Origin of the sequence: Mesorhizobium sp. Pch-S (assembly GCF_004136315.1) — a bacterium.
Lineage (GTDB): Bacteria > Pseudomonadota > Alphaproteobacteria > Rhizobiales > Rhizobiaceae > Mesorhizobium.
Genome location: NZ_CP029562.1, coordinates 3406163 through 3425177 on the forward strand (window position 1 = coordinate 3406163; position 19015 = coordinate 3425177).

Here is a 19015-nt window from a genome sequence, read left to right on the forward strand (position 1 = left end):
TATCCTTGCCAGCATCAACCGATCGCGGCAAGGGAGTTTCCGGCCATGGGCTACAAAACCATCCTCGTAAATCTGGACATTGACGGTCCAGTCGTCCCGCTCGTCACAGCAGCCACCGATTTGGCAAGGCGCTTCAAGGCAAGGCTGATTGGGTTCTGCGCTGCGGATGCGCCATTGCTCGTCACGGGTGTGGAAGGCGGCGAAATGGCAGCCGAGGCCTGGCAAATGATGCGCAAGGATATCGCCCACCATTTCGAAGCGCTGCGCGACGCATTCGAAAAGGTCGTCGATCACAAGGTCGATGCGCAGTGGCGTGACAGTCTCGATAACCCAGGCCAGGGGCTGGCGCGCGAAGCCAGGTCTGCTGATCTCATCATCATGAATGCGTCGGATGGCGCAGCCACTGGCGATGCGTTTCGCGCTTGCAATCCCGGCAGCGTAGTCCTGCAAGCCGGTCGTCCGCTCCTTATCGCGTCAAAAGGCGCAGATAGCCTGCAAGCGAACAAGGTGACTGTTGCGTGGAAGGATACGCGCGAGTCGCGACGCGCGGTCGCCGATGCAGTGCCGTTGCTGGCGATCGCCGGGGAAGTCGACGTCGTTGCCGTTGTGGCCGCGACGGACAGCTGGCTCCGCGAGAGTCTTTCCGATGTTGGTGCTTTTCTTGCCGCACACGGCATCAAGGCGCGCACGCATATTGTCGAGAATACGCACGACAGCGACGCTTTGCTCTCGTTCCTGAGGGAAAACCAGACGGATGTTGTCGTGTCCGGCGCTACGGACACAGCCGCCTGAGGGAGTGGGTCTTCGGCGGCGTGACGCGCTCCCTGATCGACCAGACAGACTTTCATCGCTTCCTGTCGAATTGACCTGAATTGTTCCGCGCGAACCTGGGAGTACGTCGTGCAGCGTCGTATCGTCGTTATCGTTGGCCACCCCGATCCAGACCCCAAGCGCCTTTGTCGCGCGCTGGCCTCGAGCTATGCCGAGGGGGCTCGCCTGGCTGGTCACCCCGTGCACGAGATCGACATAGCCAGGCTGAACTTTCCGTTCCTGCGGTCAATGGAGGAGTTCAGGCATGGTATGGTTGCGCCGGATTTGACGGACGAAATCGAGGCCATAAAGAAAGCCGATCACATCGTGTTCTTCTTCCCGCTTTGGCTGGGAAGCATGCCAGCCCTGCTGAAGGCGTTTCTGGAGCAGATCATGCGCCCCGGCATCGCCTTCGCCTATTCAGAGCGCGGAGAGGCTGGTCTCACCAAAAGCATGTTCACGAAATGCTCCGCACATATTGTGGTCACCATGGGCATGCCCAGCGCATTTTATCGCCTCTGGTATCTGGGCCAGGGCGTCGCCAGCATGCGTCGCGGCATCCTCAATTTTGTCGGAATACGCCCCGTCAGGCAGACATTCCTGGGTTCCGTGGAAGCCGTTTCCAGCAGCCGACGCCGCAAATGGATCGATCAGATGCGTTCATTGGGAGTTCGCGCGCGCTAAGCGCACTTCAGGCCAGGTGGAATCGCGGGAATGTGACTTGCAGCAGGCAAAGGTGCGGCTGCCGGGCCGCACCCATTGTTGCCGACGTGGCTGACCATCAGCCGACCGTAATGCGATCTTCGACGGTCTTGACGCCAGGCGCCGACCAGGCGGCTCGTTCCGCCGCGCTGCGTTCCGACCACAATTGCACCTTGCCTTCAAGCCGCACCTTGCCGTCTGCCAGCACGTCGATCTTGATTGCCTGTGCTTCAACCTCTGCATTACGCCGGAACGCATCTTCAATGCGTTTTCTGACGTCGCCCGCCGAAGCTCTCGGCTTGATGTCGATGTGGTTCGAGACGCCGGTCACGCCCGCAAGCCCCTTGACCGCATCGACTGCAGCCGTTTTCTGATACCACCAGCTCACCTCGCCGCTGAGCGTAACCCATCCCTTTTGCACCATCACCTGAACCGCTCCTTCCGGAACTGAAGTCGACCATTTGATCGTCTCCACGGCTCGCTTGGCGATTTCATCGTCAGCGGTTCGGTGAGTGCCGGCGGGCCTGACTTCGAGCTCTTCGGCGATGCCTTTCACGCCCTTGACACGACGTACGACGCTCTCAGCCGTGATTTTTTCCGCATAAGTGGCGACGTGCCCACTCAGGGTCACGATACCGTTTTTGACTGCCACTCCGATTTCGGCGGCATCGATGCTTGGCTCGAATTCGAGTTCGTCAACGATGTCTTGTCTCAATGCATTGTCGCTCATCTCGTTCACCTTCAAAATCGGCGGGTCATCCGCCTTACGGCTCCTGATGTTCTTCCCGGCTGCGAGCGATTGCCTTGATCAAGGTCAAGATCGGATCATCCAAATTCTGCAGGCGACAAACTGAATAAGGAAACGCCGGGCCGTGCGACAGCGGACCAGGACGGTTCGGTGTTTGATCTTGCTCAAGGTCCAAGATGCTTTGCCGGTGTAGTGGAGGAAATGTGATCGATGACGTTGGCCAGTGTCGGTTGCGATCAAAGCCAACGACTCAAGCGCTGCAGCCGCATGCTGTCACCTACCATCTGGGGAGGCCCCAATGTTGATCCGGTCGTTGAGCACTCTGGAGTGCACGCGCCTGTTGACGTCTGCGCGACTGGGGCACCTTGCCTGCGCGAAAGATGGGATTCCGTACGTGGTTCCAATCTATTTTGCCTACGAACACAATTACCTCCACGCCTTTTCCATGCCGGGCAAGAAAATCGAGTTCATGCGCGCCAATCCAAAAGTCTCTGTCGCTTTCGAAGAGCGCGGCAGTGGCCGGGAATGGAAAAGTGTTGTTGCCGACGGCGCCTATGAAGAGCTTCAGGACCGCATCGGCCACAAGCAGCAGCGCGATCACGCCTGGTCGTTGCTGAGCAAACATCTGGATTGGTGGGAGCCTGGTGCACTCAAACCGACAACGCCTCCGCTTTCGGATCACTCCGATCATGTCTTCTTCCGAATCCTGATCGATCAGCTGTCCGGGCGCGAGGCCAGGGAAACGATCTAGGTGTCCGCCCAAACCGTCAACTGAAACCACGATGTGTTGAGGCAGTGAGCCGGGATTGCCGTTCGGCCGCAGCGCGTTGGATTGGTGACATGGAAACATTGCCCTTTCGACTGGGCATCGTCCTGGCAGTCTGTTTGCTCGTCGTTTTGGGCGCGGCTGTAAGCGTCAGCCGGCGCCGGGATCGCGCTTGCCGCGGTGCTCGCAAGCCGCGCATACCTGTACGGCTTGCTGAAGCGCCTGACGTGGGTCGAGCTTCGATCGGCGCTCCTGCGGACGTCTTTTCCGTGGTCTCTTCGTGGTTGAGCTTTTGACACGGATCAATGTCTGATTTTTCCGCTCCGTGCATGGTCGTCGCAGAAAGGAAAATCCCATGACACTTGTGAGTGACCTGACGCCGAGGTTCCGTCATGTGCGGCTTTTGCTTGCACGGGAGAAAGGACATCCGGGCGGAGACCAGCATGAAGGCTATGACCTGCTGGTGCCCCTGGACGAGAAAGGCCATCTCGATCCTCATGAGTGGAAAACGCATCAGGTGTTTTGCCGCGTGCGGCGCTTCAACGGCGACGGTGAGGCGCACGTCGGACAACTTCGCCGCAAGCCAGGCGGCCAGTGGTATTTCGATTATGAAATGGGCGACCGTGATGACGAAATCGGTTTCCGGCTCGGCGAGGAGCGCTTCGTCACCGGCGAATATGTTTCGATCGGCCGTAAGGGCGCCATGCACACCTATCGGATAGCGCGTGTTGAAAAGCCGTGAACTCGCACGCGCGTAAAAGGGGCTTCGCGATCCGTCTTCAGGATCCCGTGTTACCCCCGCGCGCAGCGCTTTTCGTGATGCGGGCTGACGCCAGAAGGTGTAACCTGCTGATCGATGTCCCGGAAATCGAGGAGCGCTCGTGGACCGGTTTATTGCGCTGTCCAATATCGCGCATTTCGAAAGGCTGCTCGCTCGGGAAACCGAGCCCGACAGGCGTCGGGTGATCGGGGATTTGCTCGCCCGCGAAAAGGCAAAGCTCGAGATGCTCGAACAGCGAGAGAACGCGGGTCGTTCTCCCGGAGCGTCAGGAAAATCGGGCGCGCCTCGGCCTTGAGGCGTTTCACAAGGACATTGGCGCGCGGTCGGCGGGCCTTCGCCCTCAGCGATCCTCCGCCGTCCCGGCTCCTGCGCCTGGCCCCCCATAGCGCAGGAGCTTGAGGTTGGTGGACCTCTCCGACGGGATACGCGCTGAACCACACATGCTATCCCGGCTTTGGGGGACACCATGTGCACTTTCCCGTCGGCACCTTCATCCAAGCACTGGCATCGCCGGACATCTTTGATCCGCGTCAAATCCATGCCTGATGGAAAGTGTGCAATCCGGCATGCCCGCTGTCGGTGCCACAATCAAATCGTTGCGAAGTCGTTCGAAAAAATGATTCAGGTCAAAGCGCCGCGCTTCGACCTTCATCACTCTGCCAGGATGTGGAATCCGGTAGCAAACGCGCCTTTTGGGCAAGATCTCCAACTCGCGGTCATAGACCGGGACGGCGTGCACGCGCTTGTTTTTCCCTGCCAAAGGGAGGCTTCTGGCTGGCGTGACGTTGTCACCGGCGCTGTCGTTGACATACGACCAACCCATTGGCGCCCGTGGAATTCTGGTCGGGTCGGGGATGGTCCTGCCAGACCGAACTAGTCTCGCGAGCCGGCAGCCAGGGCCATACGCACCAGATGCGAGAGGCTGCCAGCTTGCATCTTGTTCATGAGATTCGCACGATGAATTTCCACGGTGCGCGGGCTGATGCCCAGATCATAGGCGATGCTTTTGTTTGGCAAGCCGGCAACGAGGCCGTCGAGCACCTGCCGTTCGCGCTGTGACAGCGTCGACAGACGATTGCGGATGTCAGCTGCCTGTGCATGCGTGGCGGCTGCCAGGTCGCGATTGGCCAGTGCCGAATGCACCGCATCAATGAGCACGTGATCTTCGAATGGCTTCTCGATGAAGTCGACGGCGCCTTCCTTCATTGCCTGGACTGCAAGTGCGACATCAGCGTGCCCGGTTATGACAATCACCGGTACCGCTTGTCCCCGTGCTTTCAGCTGACGCAGGAATTCGATGCCGTCGATCCCCGGCATGCGCACGTCGGAAACAATGCAGCCCCGGATCTCCGTCGAAGCGGCTGTCAGGAATGCCGTCGCGGAATCATGCAGCCGGATGGCAAAGTCGGCAGTCGCAAGCAGGAAGCCCAGGGATTTTCGGACATCGGGATCATCATCGACCACGTGGACGACATTATCGGTCACTTTGGGCGTCGTCCTCTTTCACCGGATGTCGTTGTCATTGCGAATGAAAACTGCCGAACGCGATTCTTGACGGGCATCAATGCGCGCCAGTCCAAAGCTTGGGATTGAAGGCATTCCGTCGTCCTCAATGAGGTGTCAGCGTGTCCTATAAAACAATCATCGTCAATTTGGCCGTTGACGCGGATCCCGACCCAACCGTCAAGCTCTCCGCGGCCATGGCAGCGCGATTTGAGGCGCAACTGATCGGCTTCGCCGCCGCCGATATTCCGCCTCTCGTGGCAACCGAAAAGGGTTTCGTCTACGAAGGCGGGGTCATGGAGACGCGGCGCCGGGAGCTGGAAAAGCGCCTGGCGACGTTGCGCAACACTTTTGAACGGCTCGTTCCTGCTTCCATCGCAAGCCGGTGGATGCAATGCGTCCACACCCCGACACATGCGCTGGTCGCCGCTGCCCGGTCGGCTGACCTTATCGTCACGGCCAATGGCCGCGGAGATGATCCCTTCCGGATGCTTGATGTTGGCAGCCTGGTGCTTGGCGCTGGCCGACCGGTCCTGCTGGCGGCCGACAATGCCGAGCATCTGTCTGGCAAGACCATCCTCGTGGCCTGGAAGGATGGTCGCGAAGCCCGGCGCGCGGTCACCGACGCGCTGCCGTTTCTGACAAGGGCTGGACAGGTTGTCGTTGCAACCATGGCAGGCGAGCCAGGGGCAGATATCCGCGCCAGCCTTGCCGACATCCTGCTTTTCCTCAAGGCGCACGATGTATCGGCGCGGACCGAGGTCCTGTTGGGCGAGCCCGGTGGCCATCAACTGGTGGAGTTCGCTCACATGATCGGCGCTGATGTGATCGTGTCTGGCTGTTACGGGCACAGTCGGCTGAGGGAATGGGCCTTTGGTGGGATCACGCGCACGTTGATGTCCGAGGGCGGCATCACCCGCATCCTTTCGAATTGACATCCGGGGCGTGCGGTGACCGTTTCCGGGAACAAACCACAGGAAACAATGACACGCGAGGCTCCATCGGTCGGCGGCCCGGCGAATGTCGCTGGAGGTGCTTACTGGGCGCTTGGCTCGGATGTGCTCCTGCGAGAGCTGGGGAGCTCAGTGTCCGGCCTGTCGAAAATCGAGGCACAGGCACGCCTTGCAAGCCACGGGCGGAACCAGTTGAGCGCACGCTCTGGTGCAACGGCGTTGAAGACATTCATCCGCCAGTTTCGCAGTCCGCTTGTCCTCATTCTCGTCTTTGCGGCCCTGGTATCGGCATTTGTGGGGGAAGGGCATGAAGCCGCAATTATCGGCGCAATCGTCCTTGCAAGCTGCGTGCTCAGCTTCAGCCAGGAGTATGGGGCCTCGCGCGTCATGGAGACACTTCGACAACGGATGTCTCGGCAGGTTGTCGTGGTTCGGGACGGTGTGGAATACCCGACAGGCATCGAGGATATTGTTCCCGGTGATGTGATCAGCCTGTCGGCCGGGGACCTCATCGCCGCCGACGGCATCTTGCTTGACGCACGGGACTTCAACGTCAGTGAAGCGGTGCTGACCGGGGAACCGTTTCCGGTGCTCAAATCCGCCGGCCCTAGCCCACCCGATGCCCGGCTGGCCAAGCGCACGAACGTGGTCTTTGCAGGGACTTCGGTGCGGAGCGGAACTGCCAGGGCGCTCGTTGTGGCGACCGGAGTCCAGACCGAATTCGCATCGATCGCACACGCGCTCGCGCGCGCCATTCCAGAAACCGATTTTGGCCGTGGGATTCGCCAGTTTGGTCATCTGATGACAGAGATCATGCTGGTGATCGTCATGCTGGTTCTCACAACCAACCTGCTGCTCGACCGGCCACTTGTCGAATCTTTGCTGTTTTCGCTCGCTTTGGCGGTCGGCCTGACACCGGAACTGCTTCCGGCCATCATGAGCGTCACTTTGGCCAGGGGCGCGCGCACCATGGCCGCCAACGGTGTCATTGTGCGCCGGCTGGATGCCATCGAAAATCTGGGCAGCATGGACCTGCTGTGCACCGACAAGACGGGCACGTTGACTGAGGGGGTGATTCATCTCGACGGATGGTACGATCTCGAAGGCAACCCATCAGAACAGATCCTTCTTTGGGCGCAGCTCAATGCGACGTTGCAGACAGGGTTGAAAAATCCGCTCGACGAGGCGATTGCGAACACGTCGCCTGTTGACGGGGCATCGGTATGGACCAAGCTCGACGAGATTCCTTACGACTTTGTTCGCAAGCGCCTCTCCGTCGCCGTTCAGGCTGGGACAGGCGAGCAACTGCTCATCACCAAAGGAGCCGTCCAGAACGTTCTGGAGGTGTGCGCCTTTGTGCAGGATCTCCACGGCATCCAGCCATTCGACTCCACCCGGCGACAAGCGATCGAGGCGAGGTTCCGGCGCTGGAGTGCTGAGGGCTATCGCGTGCTTGGTTTGGCAATCCGGCGCTTTCGCGGACACGAAAGCTTTGCCCGTGACGACGAACGCGCTCTGATATTTGCGGGATTTCTGCTTTTTCTTGATCCGCCCAAGCGCGGTGTCCGTGAAACGCTGAGCGGACTGACCGAGCGCGGTATCAGTGTGAAAGTCATCTCGGGAGACAATCGTTATGTCGCGGCGCATCTGGCCGAAGCGATTGGCCTGCGGTCGCACCAGGTCCTGACAGGGGCAGAACTGGAGAAACTGACGAAAAACGGACTTTTTGCCAAGGTCGACGACATCGACCTCTTCGTCGAGATCGATCCCAATCAAAAGGAACGTATTGTGGAGGCGCTGCGCAGGCGCGGCCACGTCGTTGGCTATCTGGGCGACGGCATCAACGATGCCCCGGCCCTGCACGAAGCCGACATAGGCATCTCTGTCGACACGGCCGTCGATGTCGCGCGCGAGGCCGCTGATATCATCTTGCTGAAGCGCGATCTCGGCGTGCTGCTAAGGGGCGTCGATGACGGCCGCAAGACATTCGCGAACACGATGAAATATATTTCCATCACCACCAGCGCCAATTTTGGCAACATGATCAGCATGGCGGCCGCATCGCTCTACTTGCCTTTTCTACCGTTGCTGGCCAAGCAGATTCTGCTCAACAACTTTCTGTCCGATATTCCATCCCTTGCAATTGCAAGTGACAATGTCGATGCCGATCAACTGCGGCAGCCCCGCCACTGGAACATTCATTTCGTCAGGCGGTTCATGGTCAGCTTCGGGCTTGTCAGCTCGGCCTTCGATTTCGCGACCTTTGCATTCCTGCTCTATGGGGTGAAGGCGAACGCCTCCATGTTTCAGACCGGCTGGTTCATCGAGTCGGTCATGACCCAACTTGTGATCCTGCTTGTCATTCGCACGCGCAAGGCGTTCTGGGCGAGCCGGCCCAGCCGGCTGCTCGCCACGCTCGTTGCGGCGGTGGCAACTGTTGCGGTCATCATTCCCTATTTGCCCGTGGCGACCTGGTTCGGTTTGATGCCATTGCCCTTGCCGGTGCTGTTGGGCCTGCTGGCAATCACGGGCTGCTATGTCATGGTTTCAGAATGGACCAAACACTGGCTTTTCGACCACGAGATCGACAGCATGGACAAAACAGGACGCCCTGCTGGTGCGCGCCGTTCCAAACGCAGTTGGACGGAGCCGGGAGTTAGGCTGTTCCGCAAGGGTCGCTAAGCCCAAATCCTCAGGCGACAGAGCAGGCATGGCTAATCGATCAGCATCGATGGCGTACGAAACTTTCATAGCTTCCCGCCGATGCCGTTGGGCGACAAAAAAAGCAGGCCGTGCCTCATAGCACGGCCTGCTCGCGGTGTTCTTGGGAGAGAGGACTATCCAGGCAAGGCAGTGGTGCTCAGTTTGCGTTCGACTACAACGAGCGTCGGGTCATCAGGATCGGTCGAAACCGTAAAGCCCATCTCGCGCTCGAGTTCGATTGTGGCATGGTTCTCGCGGTCCTCAATCGACTGTAGCGTTTCGAGGCCTTGCTCTTGAGCATAACGCGCGAGATGGCGCAGGAACTCCCAGCCGACACCGAGATGCTTGCGGTCCTGACGGATGCAGATTGCGACCTCGCCGCGCTTTCCTGTTGCATCGCTGGCGAGCGTGGCCACTGCAATCAGCATGCCGTCGGTGGAAAAGGCAAGGAAGTTGTGAATGCTCGCATCATCGGAGCGAGTCATCGCCACCAGGCGCTCATGAGATACTTGCTTCATCGTGCCCAGGAAGCGGAAACGCAGATCCTCGGGGGTAACATGCTTGAAGAATTCGGCCACGACCGGTTCATCTGCAAGACGCGCGCGGCGGATGTCAAAACGAAATCCGGAGTGGGTGGTCAGCGTGGTCTTCATCGTCCTTCTCCACGGTTGGATATGATGCGTTTCGAGCGATCTCATTCGCCCATGGCGCGCAGGGTATCCCGCTTGAGCATCTCGATCCGGCGAAGGCTGTGGAGGCGAATGACGCCCTTTTCCTTCAACCGGCTGAAGACGCGCGAGACGGTTTCGATGGTAAGGCCAAGATAGTCTCCGATGTCGATGCGAGACATCGGCAGATCTATCTGCCGTAAATCCCCTTGGCGCTCGGCCATGTCGAGCAGGAAAGCGGCGACGCGTTCGATCGCGTTCTGGCGACCCAGCACGAGCAGATGTTCCTGTGCTCTGGTCAATCCCTTGAGCGCGAGAGGCAGGAGGTGGTGGGACAGGTCCGTTCCCGAGCCGATGCGGAAGACGCGCACACTGGTCGAGTTGATCGCCTCGGCGAAGAAATGATGCATGGCGTCGCCTTCAAAACCGAAGGTCTCGCCTGCAAAGTGAAAAGCACTGATCTGCCTGCGTCCATCGGCGAGTAGCCTGTAGACGCGGACAGCGCCGAACTCGACTTCGTAAATGGCTTTCACTTTTTCGCCTTGGGCATAGATTTCCGCGCCGGGCGAAAAGAAGCTCACCGGTTGTATCGCCGATCCTTCGAATAAGGCTGTTGGTGCTTGCCGGGGAAACACTGACGGCAATTCGATATTGGCAGAAGTCTGTGCGTACATGGCTGTGATCCCAGTGAACTTGTCACAACAGCAATCGCGCGAATCCCGGGCCGCCGAAATTCGGTTCTATCCGTAGGGGAAACTACGTAGCGGGAGCACCACAGCGCTGCTGGGCGGCAAAAACGAGGGCGAACCGAGGCGATTGACGACGATCAAGGCACGCGCCACCCACTGCTGCAATCATGAGCCAGGTCTGACAAAAGGAGCCTGTTCATGTCTGCCGGTCTCATCACCATCTATGCCGCGCTGCTGGGCCTTGCCTATCTCGCCGGCACGGGACTCTATTTCGAAATGACAGATATGCATAAGCGCCAGAGTCTTACATTCGGTCGCAAGATTTTGCCTCGATGCGTGAAAATCCAGCGCCGCAGCTAGATCCATGAAGGCGATGGTGTTGGACAGGCCACGTACGGCCCTGGTTCTTGTCAATCGCCCTGACCCGACCCCTGGACCAGGCGAAATCAGGGTGAGGGTTGAAGCATGCGCTGTCTGCCGGACCGACCTGCATGTCGTCGACGGCGAGTTACCATGTCCCAAGAGTCCACTCGTACCCGGCCACGAAATCGTCGGCGTCGTCGACCTCATCGGTGAGGGAGTGGCGCCGAGCCGGCTCGGTCAGCGTGTCGGCATTCCCTGGCTTGGACACACATGTGGGCGTTGCAGCTACTGCACGCGTGCGGCTGAAAACCTCTGCGACCAACCTCTGTTTACCGGCTACACGCGCGATGGCGGTTTTGCCAGTCACGTCATCGCAGATGATGCCTTCGCATTCGATCTCGACGCGGCTGCAAATCCGGTGGCACTGGCACCGCTGCTGTGCGCTGGCCTCATTGGTTGGCGCTGCCTGAAGAAGGCAGGCGATGGTCGACACCTTGGGCTCTACGGCTTCGGGGCGGCTGCGCACATCATCACCCAGGTAGCGCTTTGGCAGCGGCGCAGGATTTTCGCCTTTACGCGCAGGGGCGACGACCGGGCGCAGGAATTTGCGCGTTCGTTGGGCGCGGAGTGGGTTGGCGCATCCGACGAACTGCCGCCAGTCAAGCTCGATGCCGCGATCATATTCGCCCCTGTTGGCGAACTGGTACCTGCTGCGTTGCGGGCAGTGTGCAAAGGCGGGCGCGTGGTTTGCGGTGGCATCCATATGAGCGATATCCCTTCGATGCCCTACGAGCTGCTTTGGCAAGAAAGGGAGGTGCTTTCGGTGGCGAACCTGACGCGTAGCGATGCACAGGAGTTTTTCCCGATTGCGCAACAGGCAGGAGTGCACACCTACACCACGACCTATCGGCTTGAAGACGCGAACCAGGCGCTCGACGACCTGCGCACGGGCAGGCTCAACGGGGCTGCGGTTCTGCAGCCTTGATCGCGCGCTTTTGCCTGATGGAGCTTGCATCTGCTCCGCCAAGAGCGCGCAAGGCATTGAGGATCACGGCGACATCAATGCCCTCCTGCAGCAGTGCGCCAGCCACCGGCGTAATCATGCCCAAGGCAGCCAAGATCATTGCCGCGCCGGATAGAACCAGCCCGACGGCGATGCTCTGAAGTGCGATCATCCGCGTATGCTTGGCGATCACCAATGCTTCTGCCACCAGTTGCAGCCTGTCGGTCAAAACGACGACATCGGCCGCTTCGGATGAAACGGTTCCACCTCTAGCCGCCAAAGCTATGCCGACATCGGCAGCGGCGAGTGCAGGGGCATCGTTGATACCGTCACCGACCATCATTGTCGGCGCCACGCGCTTTTCTGCTTCAACCGTTCTGACTTTGTCTGCAGGTGTGGCTTTGGAGATTGTGGCATCGAGACCGAGAGAAGCCGCGACTTTATTGGCGGCTTTGTCGTCATCCCCGGTAAGGAGCATAATCCGGTTCACGCCATGGGCCCGCAACGCATCCAGCGTGTCGTGAACATCAGCCCTGAGCGTGTCGGCGAAAGTGAATATCCCGGCAAGCTCACCATTCAGGGCCAAGAAGACCCTGAGTACCGCCGCATCGCGATGCTTCTCTTCGCCATCCTGGGCCCAATACGGTAGCGCTTTGTCGGCGAGGACAAGCGACCTTGAGCCTGCGGCCAAAGTCACGCCGTCGACTTGTCCTTCAAGACCTTCCCCACGATGTTCGCGAACCTGATGCGGTTGGCAAAGCACAAGGCCTTTCTTGCGTGCGAGCTGGACTATGGTGTTCGCAAGGACATGGTGCGAGGCTTGCTCCAGGGACGCCAACAGCCGCAGAAGCTCGTCAGCACGCTGATGGGGGGCAATGTCGATCTCAACCAGTTCGGCACCGCCGATGGTCAACGTACCCGTCTTGTCAAAGACGGTGGTCCGTATCCTGGCAAGGGCCTCCAGGGCGGAACTGCCTTTCATCAGGATGCCTGCTCGCGCGGCACGCGATACGCCACCGATAAAGGCGACCGGCGCCGCCAGGATCAGCGGGCAAGGCGTCGCCACCACCAAGACTGCGAGGCCGCGGATGGGATCGTTGGAGACATACCAGGCGGCCGCAGCGACCAGCAGGGTGAGTGGAAGCAAAAGCAGGGCGAGCCGGTCCGCTATACGAATGAACGGCGCTTTGACGGTTTGCGCTGCCGCGACCATGCGCATGATTGCTGCATAGGTGCTTCTTTCGGCGGTCGCCGAGGCGCGCATGAAAAAACTGTCTCCGGCATTGACGGTACCACTGCGCAACGGCTCGAGGGCGCTCCGTCGCACGGGCAAAGGCTCCCCCGTTACGGCGGATTCATCGAGAAGGGCTGCGGCATCAGTCAAGGTGCCATCAACCGGAAGCAATTCCCCGGCATGCACCAAGAGTTCGTCACCCACAGCGACCTGATCGACCGAGACGGTCTCCGTACCGGTTGCTGACTTCCGATGCGCCACGCGGGGGGCTCGATCGGCCAAAGCGCGCAGGCTTCGCTCTGCACGTCCTCGAGCAAAGTCTTCCAGTACCGTTCCACCTGCATACATGATGGCGACGACGATCGCCGCCAGAGGCTGGCCAAGACTGAGCCCCGCTGCCATCGAGATGAGCGCGATGGCATCGACGCCCACCCGGCCGATCCAGAAATCACGCAGGATCGATATTGCCAGCATGACAACGATTGGCATGGTGGCCACCGTCCAGATCGTTTCCGGCGGAAGCGGACCCGTGCCGACGAACCAGATCGTCACGCCGCTTGCCAATCCCAGAACGGCGAAAGCCAGGAGTGCACGCCGCAATATCGATTCTTTCATGCCGGACGACCTCACAGTTCGACTATGACTTCCTGCAGCAATTGCTGGACGTCCTCGGAAATGGCGGTGAGCCTCGGATTGGCGATGATCCCCATCGCCGTGACCGGATCCGCCGCAGCCACCTCGCCCGTGCCAGGTGCCGTTTCTGTCACAATCACATTGCACGGCAACAGCGCTCCGACCTTGTCTTCTGCCAGGAGCGCGCGCCAGGCAAAATGCGCGTTGCACGTTCCCAACATGATGTATGGCCTGAATTCTTCGCCGAGCTTGGCTTTCATCGTCTGTTGGACATCGATCCTGGTCAGGACGGCATAGCCCTTCGATCGTCTCAGGGAACTGCAAGGCGAGGCGTTTGCTGAAAGTGTCGGCCATCGGTTGCTCCTTCAGCAACGTCAGCTAGCGCGCACCGGTCGGGGCGCGCATTGATCCAGCGCAAGGAATGATTGGCCGCATTTGCGGAAACTGGCGACGGGAGCAAGCGATGACTGTCCGGAACCTCGAATATGCCATCTCGCCACGATCAGTCGTTGTCGTGGGAGCATCCGAACGCGTAGCGTCAGTCGGCAAGGTCGTATTCGACAACATCACAAGCGGCGGGTTTGCGGGTGAGATATGGCCGCTCAACCCGAAATACACACAACTGCGTGGCCATCGCTGCTACGCGAAGGTTGCCGACCTGCCAGGCATCCCCGACCTGGCCGTGATCGCAACTCCGCCGATCACCGTTCCCGCTCTCGTGCGGGAGCTGGGTGAGAAGGGAACACGTGCAGCCGTTGTCATCACAGCGGGTCTCACCAGCAGCGGCGGTCTGCTCGAGGCAATGCTCGATGCAGCCAAACCCTCGCTAATGCGCATCATCGGCCCGAACACGGTAGGACTGATGATCCCGCCGATAAAACTCAATGCCAGTTTTGCCCATATGCCTGCCCGGCCAGGCAACATCGCCTTGCTCTCACAATCGGGAGCCATCGCCACATCGCTGATCGATTGGGCTGCGGAGAACGGCGTCGGCTTTTCCAGGATCCTCTCACTGGGGGACATGGCTGACGTCGATGTCGGGGACTGCCTCGACATGCTGGCCGGAGACGTCCACACGCGCGCGATCGTGATGTATCTCGAAACGATCACCAACCCACGCAAGTTCATGTCGGCGGCGCGCGCGGCCGGCCGCCTCAAACCGGTCATCGGCATCAAGCCGGGACGGCACGAACAGGCCGCCAAAGCGGCAACGACCCATACGGGGGCGCTTGCGGCTGCAGACAAGGTCGTCGAGGCCGCGTTTGGGCGGGCAGGGGTACTGCGCGTGAATGACCTGGGCGAACTGCTTGATGCCGCCGAGATGCTTGCCCATCACAAGCCACTGGAACAGGCTCGGGTCGGCATCATCACAAATGGCGGAGGAGCCGGCGTTCTTGCGATTGACCGGCTCATGGATCGCGGCGGTGAACTGGCTGAGCTTGCCGCGCCAACGATCGAGCGGCTCAACGTGGTGCTGCCCGCCACCTGGTCCCGTGCAAACCCGATCGACATCATCGGTGACGCGAAGCCCGAACGCTACAGGGCAGCATTGGAAGCGCTGGCCGAAGACCCGCAGACCGATGTGATCCTGGTGATGAACTGTCCGACGGGGCTTGGCTCCTCGACCGAAGCCGCCAAGGTCGTCGCTGAACTTGGCGATGGTGGTCGGATTTCCGGAAAGCCGCTGCTTGCCTGCTGGCTTGGTGAGCATAGCGCTCGCGCAGGTCGCGCCATCCTGAACGAGGCCGGCATCGCAAATTTCGGAACACCCGAGGACGCGGCGACCGCGGCGTCGTATCTGTGCGAATGGTCGCGCGTCCAGCGCGCGCTTCTGCGCGTCCCGTCCGCCGGGCGAGCGGCGCCTATGGATTGCAAGGAGGCGGTCTATCCGATCCTGCGGCAGGCCGCGGCTGAAGGGCGTCGCATGCTGACGGAACCGGAAGCCAAGGCCGTCATCGCCTTCTATGGCATGGATATTCCACAAACCATCATTGCCGGGTCGAGTGCGAAGGTCGCGGAGGCTGCCAATCAGCTTCTCGAGATTTCACCCACGATTGCCGTCAAGCTGCTGTCGAAAACGGTCTCTCACAAATCGGACGTCGGTGGTGTGGCTCTCAATGTCAGGAGCGCCGATGAGGCCGCACGCGTGGCGAAAGCGATCGAGAACCGTCTTCATGCGGAAGTGCCCACGGCGCTCCTTGATGGCTTCACCGTCCAGGAAATGATTGAGCGCAAGGATGCGCAAGAACTCATCCTGGGCATGCATCTGGATCCGGTGTTCGGCCCGGTCATGCTGTTTGGTGCCGGCGGTGTTGCAGTTGAGGTGTTGAATGACACCGCGATTGGATTGCCGCCGCTCGACAACGTGCTTGCAGGGGACCTCGTCGACAGGACCCGCATAAGCCGTCTTCTGGCGGGCTATCGCGATCGAAAACCGGCAGACCGGGAGGCAATCATCGCCGCGCTGACCAGCCTCTCCCAGCTGATCGTGGATTTCCCATGCCTTGTTTCCATCGATATCAATCCACTGCTCGTCGATGTGGCAGGCGCGGTCGCCCTCGACGCGCGCATCGAAATCGATCCAGACCGCGTGGAGGAACAGGGACCAAACCCGGGGCTCTTGATAAGACCCCTTCCAACCGGATGGAGCCGCGATTTCCGGTCGGATGGAATGGCGTTTCACATCCGGCCGATTGCTCCGGCAGATGCCGCGCTCTACCCCCAGTTCTTGGCAAAAATCTCGCCAGACGATCTGCGGCTGCGGTTTCTCGCGCCGCGAAAGAACTTTCCTGATCAGATGCTGAAGCGGTTGACGCAACTCGACTACGACCGTGACATGGCCTTCGCCGTGCTCGAAAAAGACACGGGCATGCTGGCTGCAATCGGGCGTCTATGCTGCGACCCTGATCATACAAGCGGTGAATACGCCCTTCTCGTGCGCACAGACCTTCAAGGTCACGGAGTGGGATGGCACCTGCTCAGTCAGATCGTCGACTACGCCAGGGCCGAGCGTCTCGCCAGGATTGAGGGCATCGTCCTCAACGAGAATCAAAAAATGCTCGCCATGTGCCGGGAGTTCGGCTTCTCAGTGGCACATCTTCCCAACGAGCCCGGACTGTCGGCGGTCAGTCTTGAGATCAACCCGCCCGAACCACGATCTTGGGGCTTGGGTGTTTTCCCGACCAGTTCTGTGTCGAGTGGGAGATGATGCTTGGCGCGGTGCATAAGGCGTTTTGCCATATTTGCGGGAGAATTCGAGCCAAATTCCGTCGAAATCCAGTCGCTTATTCGATTTTCTTGGTGGTCATTGCGTCCTATATTTAGGAGTTGTGAAATGTCTGAAAATAGACTCGGCTACTCATCTTATCAGATTGCGCTGCATTGGTGCATTGCTGCGCTGGTGTTGTTTCAGCTGTTCTTCGGGGAGAGCATGACCACGGTGGTCGATGCCACCGAGGAGGGGCATGTCGTAACGGGGGCCGATCAGGCCCTCGGCTCGGCCCATTACTGGGTCGGCTTGATCATTCTCGTCCTGGTCCTCATGCGGCTTGGCTTGCGGTTTGCTTCAGGCGCGCCCGTGCCAGCAGATGCGGGTCCAAGGTGGATGCAGGCCGCGGCTCGGGCCTCCCATGCGCTCTTTTACGTCCTGCTGCTGGCGACCCCGATCGCTGGTCTTCTTGCCTTCTATCTCGGCGATCCGTGGGGTGACATTCACTCCCTCGGCAAGCCGGCTTTCATCATCCTGATTGTGGCCCATGTGACGGCAGCTCTCTACCATCACTTCTGGTTGCGCGACGGCACCCTCAAGAAAATGATGGTACCGGCGCGATAGTGGATCGCAAAACCGACCGGCGATTTCCGATGCGCCCTCAGCGTCAATCTCCAACAGCGTTGATGATCTCCAGACCGATCTCGTCGACCGGACGATCGGTTTGGATCATGCGCCAGCTGATCAGCCCGGCCTCGCGTTGCAACTGCTTCGAAAGAATGTCGACGTCGGCATCCGAGGGATTGTTCTTGCGCGCCCGAATTCGAGACCAGAGCACCGACGGATCAGCCGTCAGCCAAAACCCCGCGAAGGGCACGGATCTGTCGCGGGCGACCCGTTCGATGCTGTCGCGGTTGCCTGGTTTGTCGAAGACGGCGTCCGCCAAGGCGCAACCGCCTTCGGCAAGAATGAGGTCGCTGCGCCAGGCAATCTGGCGATAGACGCGTTCAGAAACTTCGGGACAGTATGCCTTGTCTGGAAGCTTCGTCTCGGCCGGCACACCATGCAGGGCTTTGCGGATGCGGTCGCTCTCGACAATTCGGGCGCCGGGCGGCGCCCCGATGGCATGGGCAATTGCTTCAGCCACCGTAGTTTTGCCAGACCCGCTCAGGCCACCGATCGCTACCAGACGCGGCGGATGCTCGCTCAGCAACGTGTGCGCGAGCTCGAAATATGACCTTGCCTCCGACGTCAGTCTGGCAGCGTCCGCAGCGCCCTCCTCCACCTGGGTTGCCACCACGTGCGCACGAACCGCAGCGCGCACCGCCATGAAGAATGGCAGAAGAACGAAGCCATCCTCTTCGTCGGCATCGTCCAGATAGCGGTTCATCACAAGGTTGGCGAAGTGCGGAAGGCCACGATGCCACAAATCCATCAACAGGAAGGCAAGGTCGTAGAGGATATCGATCGTGGCGATCTGGTCGTTGAATTCGATGCAATCGAAAAGGTGTGGGCCACCGTTCAAAAGGCAGATGTTGCGCAAATGCAGGTCTCCATGGCATCGGCGTATACGGCCGGCCGCAGCGCGGTCGTCGAGCAAACGGGAGTGGCGTGACAGCGCGGTCCTCAAAGCCTGGGTCAGGGCTTCCACTTCCGTCGCCGCGAAGACATGGCTCGTTGCAAAGCCGGCCGCGTTGATGTCCAGCACCCCGCCGATGTTTAAAGATCCGCTGGCCGAATGACTGGGCGGAACGCCGCGGTGATAGCGCACGATCATCCGCGCGACCTGCGTCATCAAATCAGGGGTGAGTTGGCCGCTGATGGCCATGCGGTCGAGAAGGCAGGACTGATCGAAGCGAGCCATTTCGATCACAGCATCGGTCAGCTCTCCGGCCCCGTCCAGCACGAGCCGATCGTCGTCGCGGGTGATACGCCTGACGCCGAGATAGAGGCCAGGGGCCGTCTCTGAATTCAACTCCACCTCTTTCAGACACGCTGCAAGGCGCAGGGCAGGCGTGGAGAAATCGACATAGGGCAGTTTGACGGCGCGCTTCAGCTTGAAAGCGCGGCGCCCTATCAGAAAAATCCGGGAGATGTGGGTTTCGAGCGTCTCGACCGGTCCCGGCTCGCAGTAGGTAGCCGGGTCGGTCAGCATCGCGACCACGGGTTCCTGATCTTGCAGGATCATGAGGCGTACTCCTTTGCGGGCTGGTCATCCACCATCGGCTGCTCACAGATCGGGTCGGCCGAC

17 protein-coding genes are annotated in these 19015 nt (G+C 60.0%); 10 read left to right on the plus strand and 7 right to left on the minus strand.

Features of this window, described 5'->3' with window-relative positions; translation table 11 throughout:
* The first annotated feature begins 45 nt into the window (after positions 1-45).
* Entirely contained in the window at positions 46-792 is a 747-nt protein-coding gene (locus tag C1M53_RS16010) for a universal stress protein (protein ID WP_245488161.1), read from the plus strand.
* A 108-nt stretch (positions 793-900) separates the two neighbouring features.
* Positions 901-1494 (plus strand): NAD(P)H-dependent oxidoreductase, encoded by a 594-nt coding sequence (locus C1M53_RS16015; RefSeq protein WP_129413139.1) that lies wholly within the window; start codon positions 901-903, stop codon positions 1492-1494.
* Positions 1495-1591: 97 nt separating this feature from the next.
* Here C1M53_RS16015 and C1M53_RS16020 read toward each other — a convergent pair whose 3' ends face one another.
* A complete protein-coding gene (locus tag C1M53_RS16020) occupies positions 1592-2242 on the minus strand; it encodes a BON domain-containing protein (RefSeq protein WP_129413140.1) in 651 nt (216 codons plus the stop codon).
* A gap of 316 nt (positions 2243-2558) precedes the next feature.
* Here C1M53_RS16020 and C1M53_RS16025 point away from each other — a divergent pair, with 316 nt between their 5' ends.
* Together C1M53_RS16025 and C1M53_RS16030 are read left to right on the plus strand one after the other, a co-directional pair.
* On the plus strand, positions 2559-3011 hold the full coding sequence (locus C1M53_RS16025; protein ID WP_129413141.1) for a pyridoxamine 5'-phosphate oxidase family protein: 453 nt from the start codon (positions 2559-2561) through the stop codon (positions 3009-3011).
* 370 nt (positions 3012-3381) lie between these two features.
* Positions 3382-3768: a hypothetical protein gene (locus C1M53_RS16030; RefSeq protein WP_129413142.1), complete on the plus strand. Its 387-nt coding sequence runs from the start codon at positions 3382-3384 to the stop codon at positions 3766-3768.
* 912 nt (positions 3769-4680) lie between these two features.
* Here the strand turns inward: C1M53_RS16030 and fixJ are convergent.
* Positions 4681-5292 (minus strand): response regulator FixJ, encoded by a 612-nt coding sequence (gene fixJ / locus C1M53_RS16040; RefSeq protein ID WP_129413143.1) that lies wholly within the window; start codon positions 5290-5292, stop codon positions 4681-4683.
* 140 nt (positions 5293-5432) lie between these two features.
* Between fixJ and C1M53_RS16045 the strand changes: the two genes are divergently transcribed.
* Complete coding sequence (locus C1M53_RS16045) at positions 5433-6245, plus strand: universal stress protein (RefSeq protein ID WP_129413144.1); 813 nt, start codon at positions 5433-5435, stop codon at positions 6243-6245.
* A gap of 48 nt (positions 6246-6293) precedes the next feature.
* Positions 6294-8945, plus strand: coding sequence for a magnesium-translocating P-type ATPase (mgtA, locus tag C1M53_RS16050; RefSeq protein ID WP_129413145.1), 2652 nt, complete (start codon positions 6294-6296; stop codon positions 8943-8945).
* Positions 8946-9100: 155 nt separating this feature from the next.
* Here the strand turns inward: mgtA and C1M53_RS16055 are convergent, their stop codons facing one another.
* A complete protein-coding gene (locus C1M53_RS16055; protein WP_129413146.1) occupies positions 9101-9619 on the minus strand; it encodes a GNAT family N-acetyltransferase in 519 nt (172 codons plus the stop codon).
* Positions 9620-9660: 41 nt separating this feature from the next.
* On the minus strand, positions 9661-10308 hold the full coding sequence (locus C1M53_RS16060) for a helix-turn-helix domain-containing protein (RefSeq protein WP_129413147.1): 648 nt from the start codon (positions 10306-10308) through the stop codon (positions 9661-9663).
* Between the two features lie 213 nt (positions 10309-10521).
* Here C1M53_RS16060 and C1M53_RS31745 point away from each other — a divergent pair, with 213 nt between their 5' ends.
* Together C1M53_RS31745 and C1M53_RS16065 are read left to right on the plus strand one after the other, a co-directional pair.
* Entirely contained in the window at positions 10522-10683 is a 162-nt protein-coding gene (locus tag C1M53_RS31745) for a hypothetical protein (RefSeq protein ID WP_165358157.1), read from the plus strand.
* A 4-nt stretch (positions 10684-10687) separates the two neighbouring features.
* Entirely contained in the window at positions 10688-11671 is a 984-nt protein-coding gene (locus tag C1M53_RS16065) for a zinc-dependent alcohol dehydrogenase family protein (protein ID WP_129413148.1), read from the plus strand.
* Here the strand turns inward: C1M53_RS16065 and C1M53_RS16070 are convergent.
* A complete protein-coding gene (locus tag C1M53_RS16070) occupies positions 11643-13538 on the minus strand; it encodes a heavy metal translocating P-type ATPase (RefSeq protein ID WP_129413149.1) in 1896 nt (631 codons plus the stop codon). The two genes, C1M53_RS16065 and C1M53_RS16070, sit on opposite strands and share 29 nt — an antisense overlap.
* An 11-nt stretch (positions 13539-13549) precedes the next feature.
* Positions 13550-13816 (minus strand): DUF302 domain-containing protein, encoded by a 267-nt coding sequence (locus C1M53_RS16075; RefSeq protein ID WP_129413150.1) that lies wholly within the window; start codon positions 13814-13816, stop codon positions 13550-13552.
* 203 nt (positions 13817-14019) lie between these two features.
* On the opposite strand from C1M53_RS16075, the gene C1M53_RS16080 reads away from it, so the two are divergent.
* Both C1M53_RS16080 and C1M53_RS16085 read left to right on the plus strand, forming a co-directional pair.
* A complete protein-coding gene (locus C1M53_RS16080) occupies positions 14020-16764 on the plus strand; it encodes a bifunctional acetate--CoA ligase family protein/GNAT family N-acetyltransferase (RefSeq protein WP_129413151.1) in 2745 nt (914 codons plus the stop codon).
* A 126-nt stretch (positions 16765-16890) separates the two neighbouring features.
* On the plus strand, positions 16891-17388 hold the full coding sequence (locus tag C1M53_RS16085) for a cytochrome b (RefSeq protein WP_129413152.1): 498 nt from the start codon (positions 16891-16893) through the stop codon (positions 17386-17388).
* A gap of 43 nt (positions 17389-17431) precedes the next feature.
* Here C1M53_RS16085 and C1M53_RS16090 read toward each other — a convergent pair whose 3' ends face one another.
* Positions 17432-18952: a bifunctional aminoglycoside phosphotransferase/ATP-binding protein gene (locus C1M53_RS16090; protein WP_129413153.1), complete on the minus strand. Its 1521-nt coding sequence runs from the start codon at positions 18950-18952 to the stop codon at positions 17432-17434.
* Positions 18953-19015 lie beyond the last annotated feature (63 nt).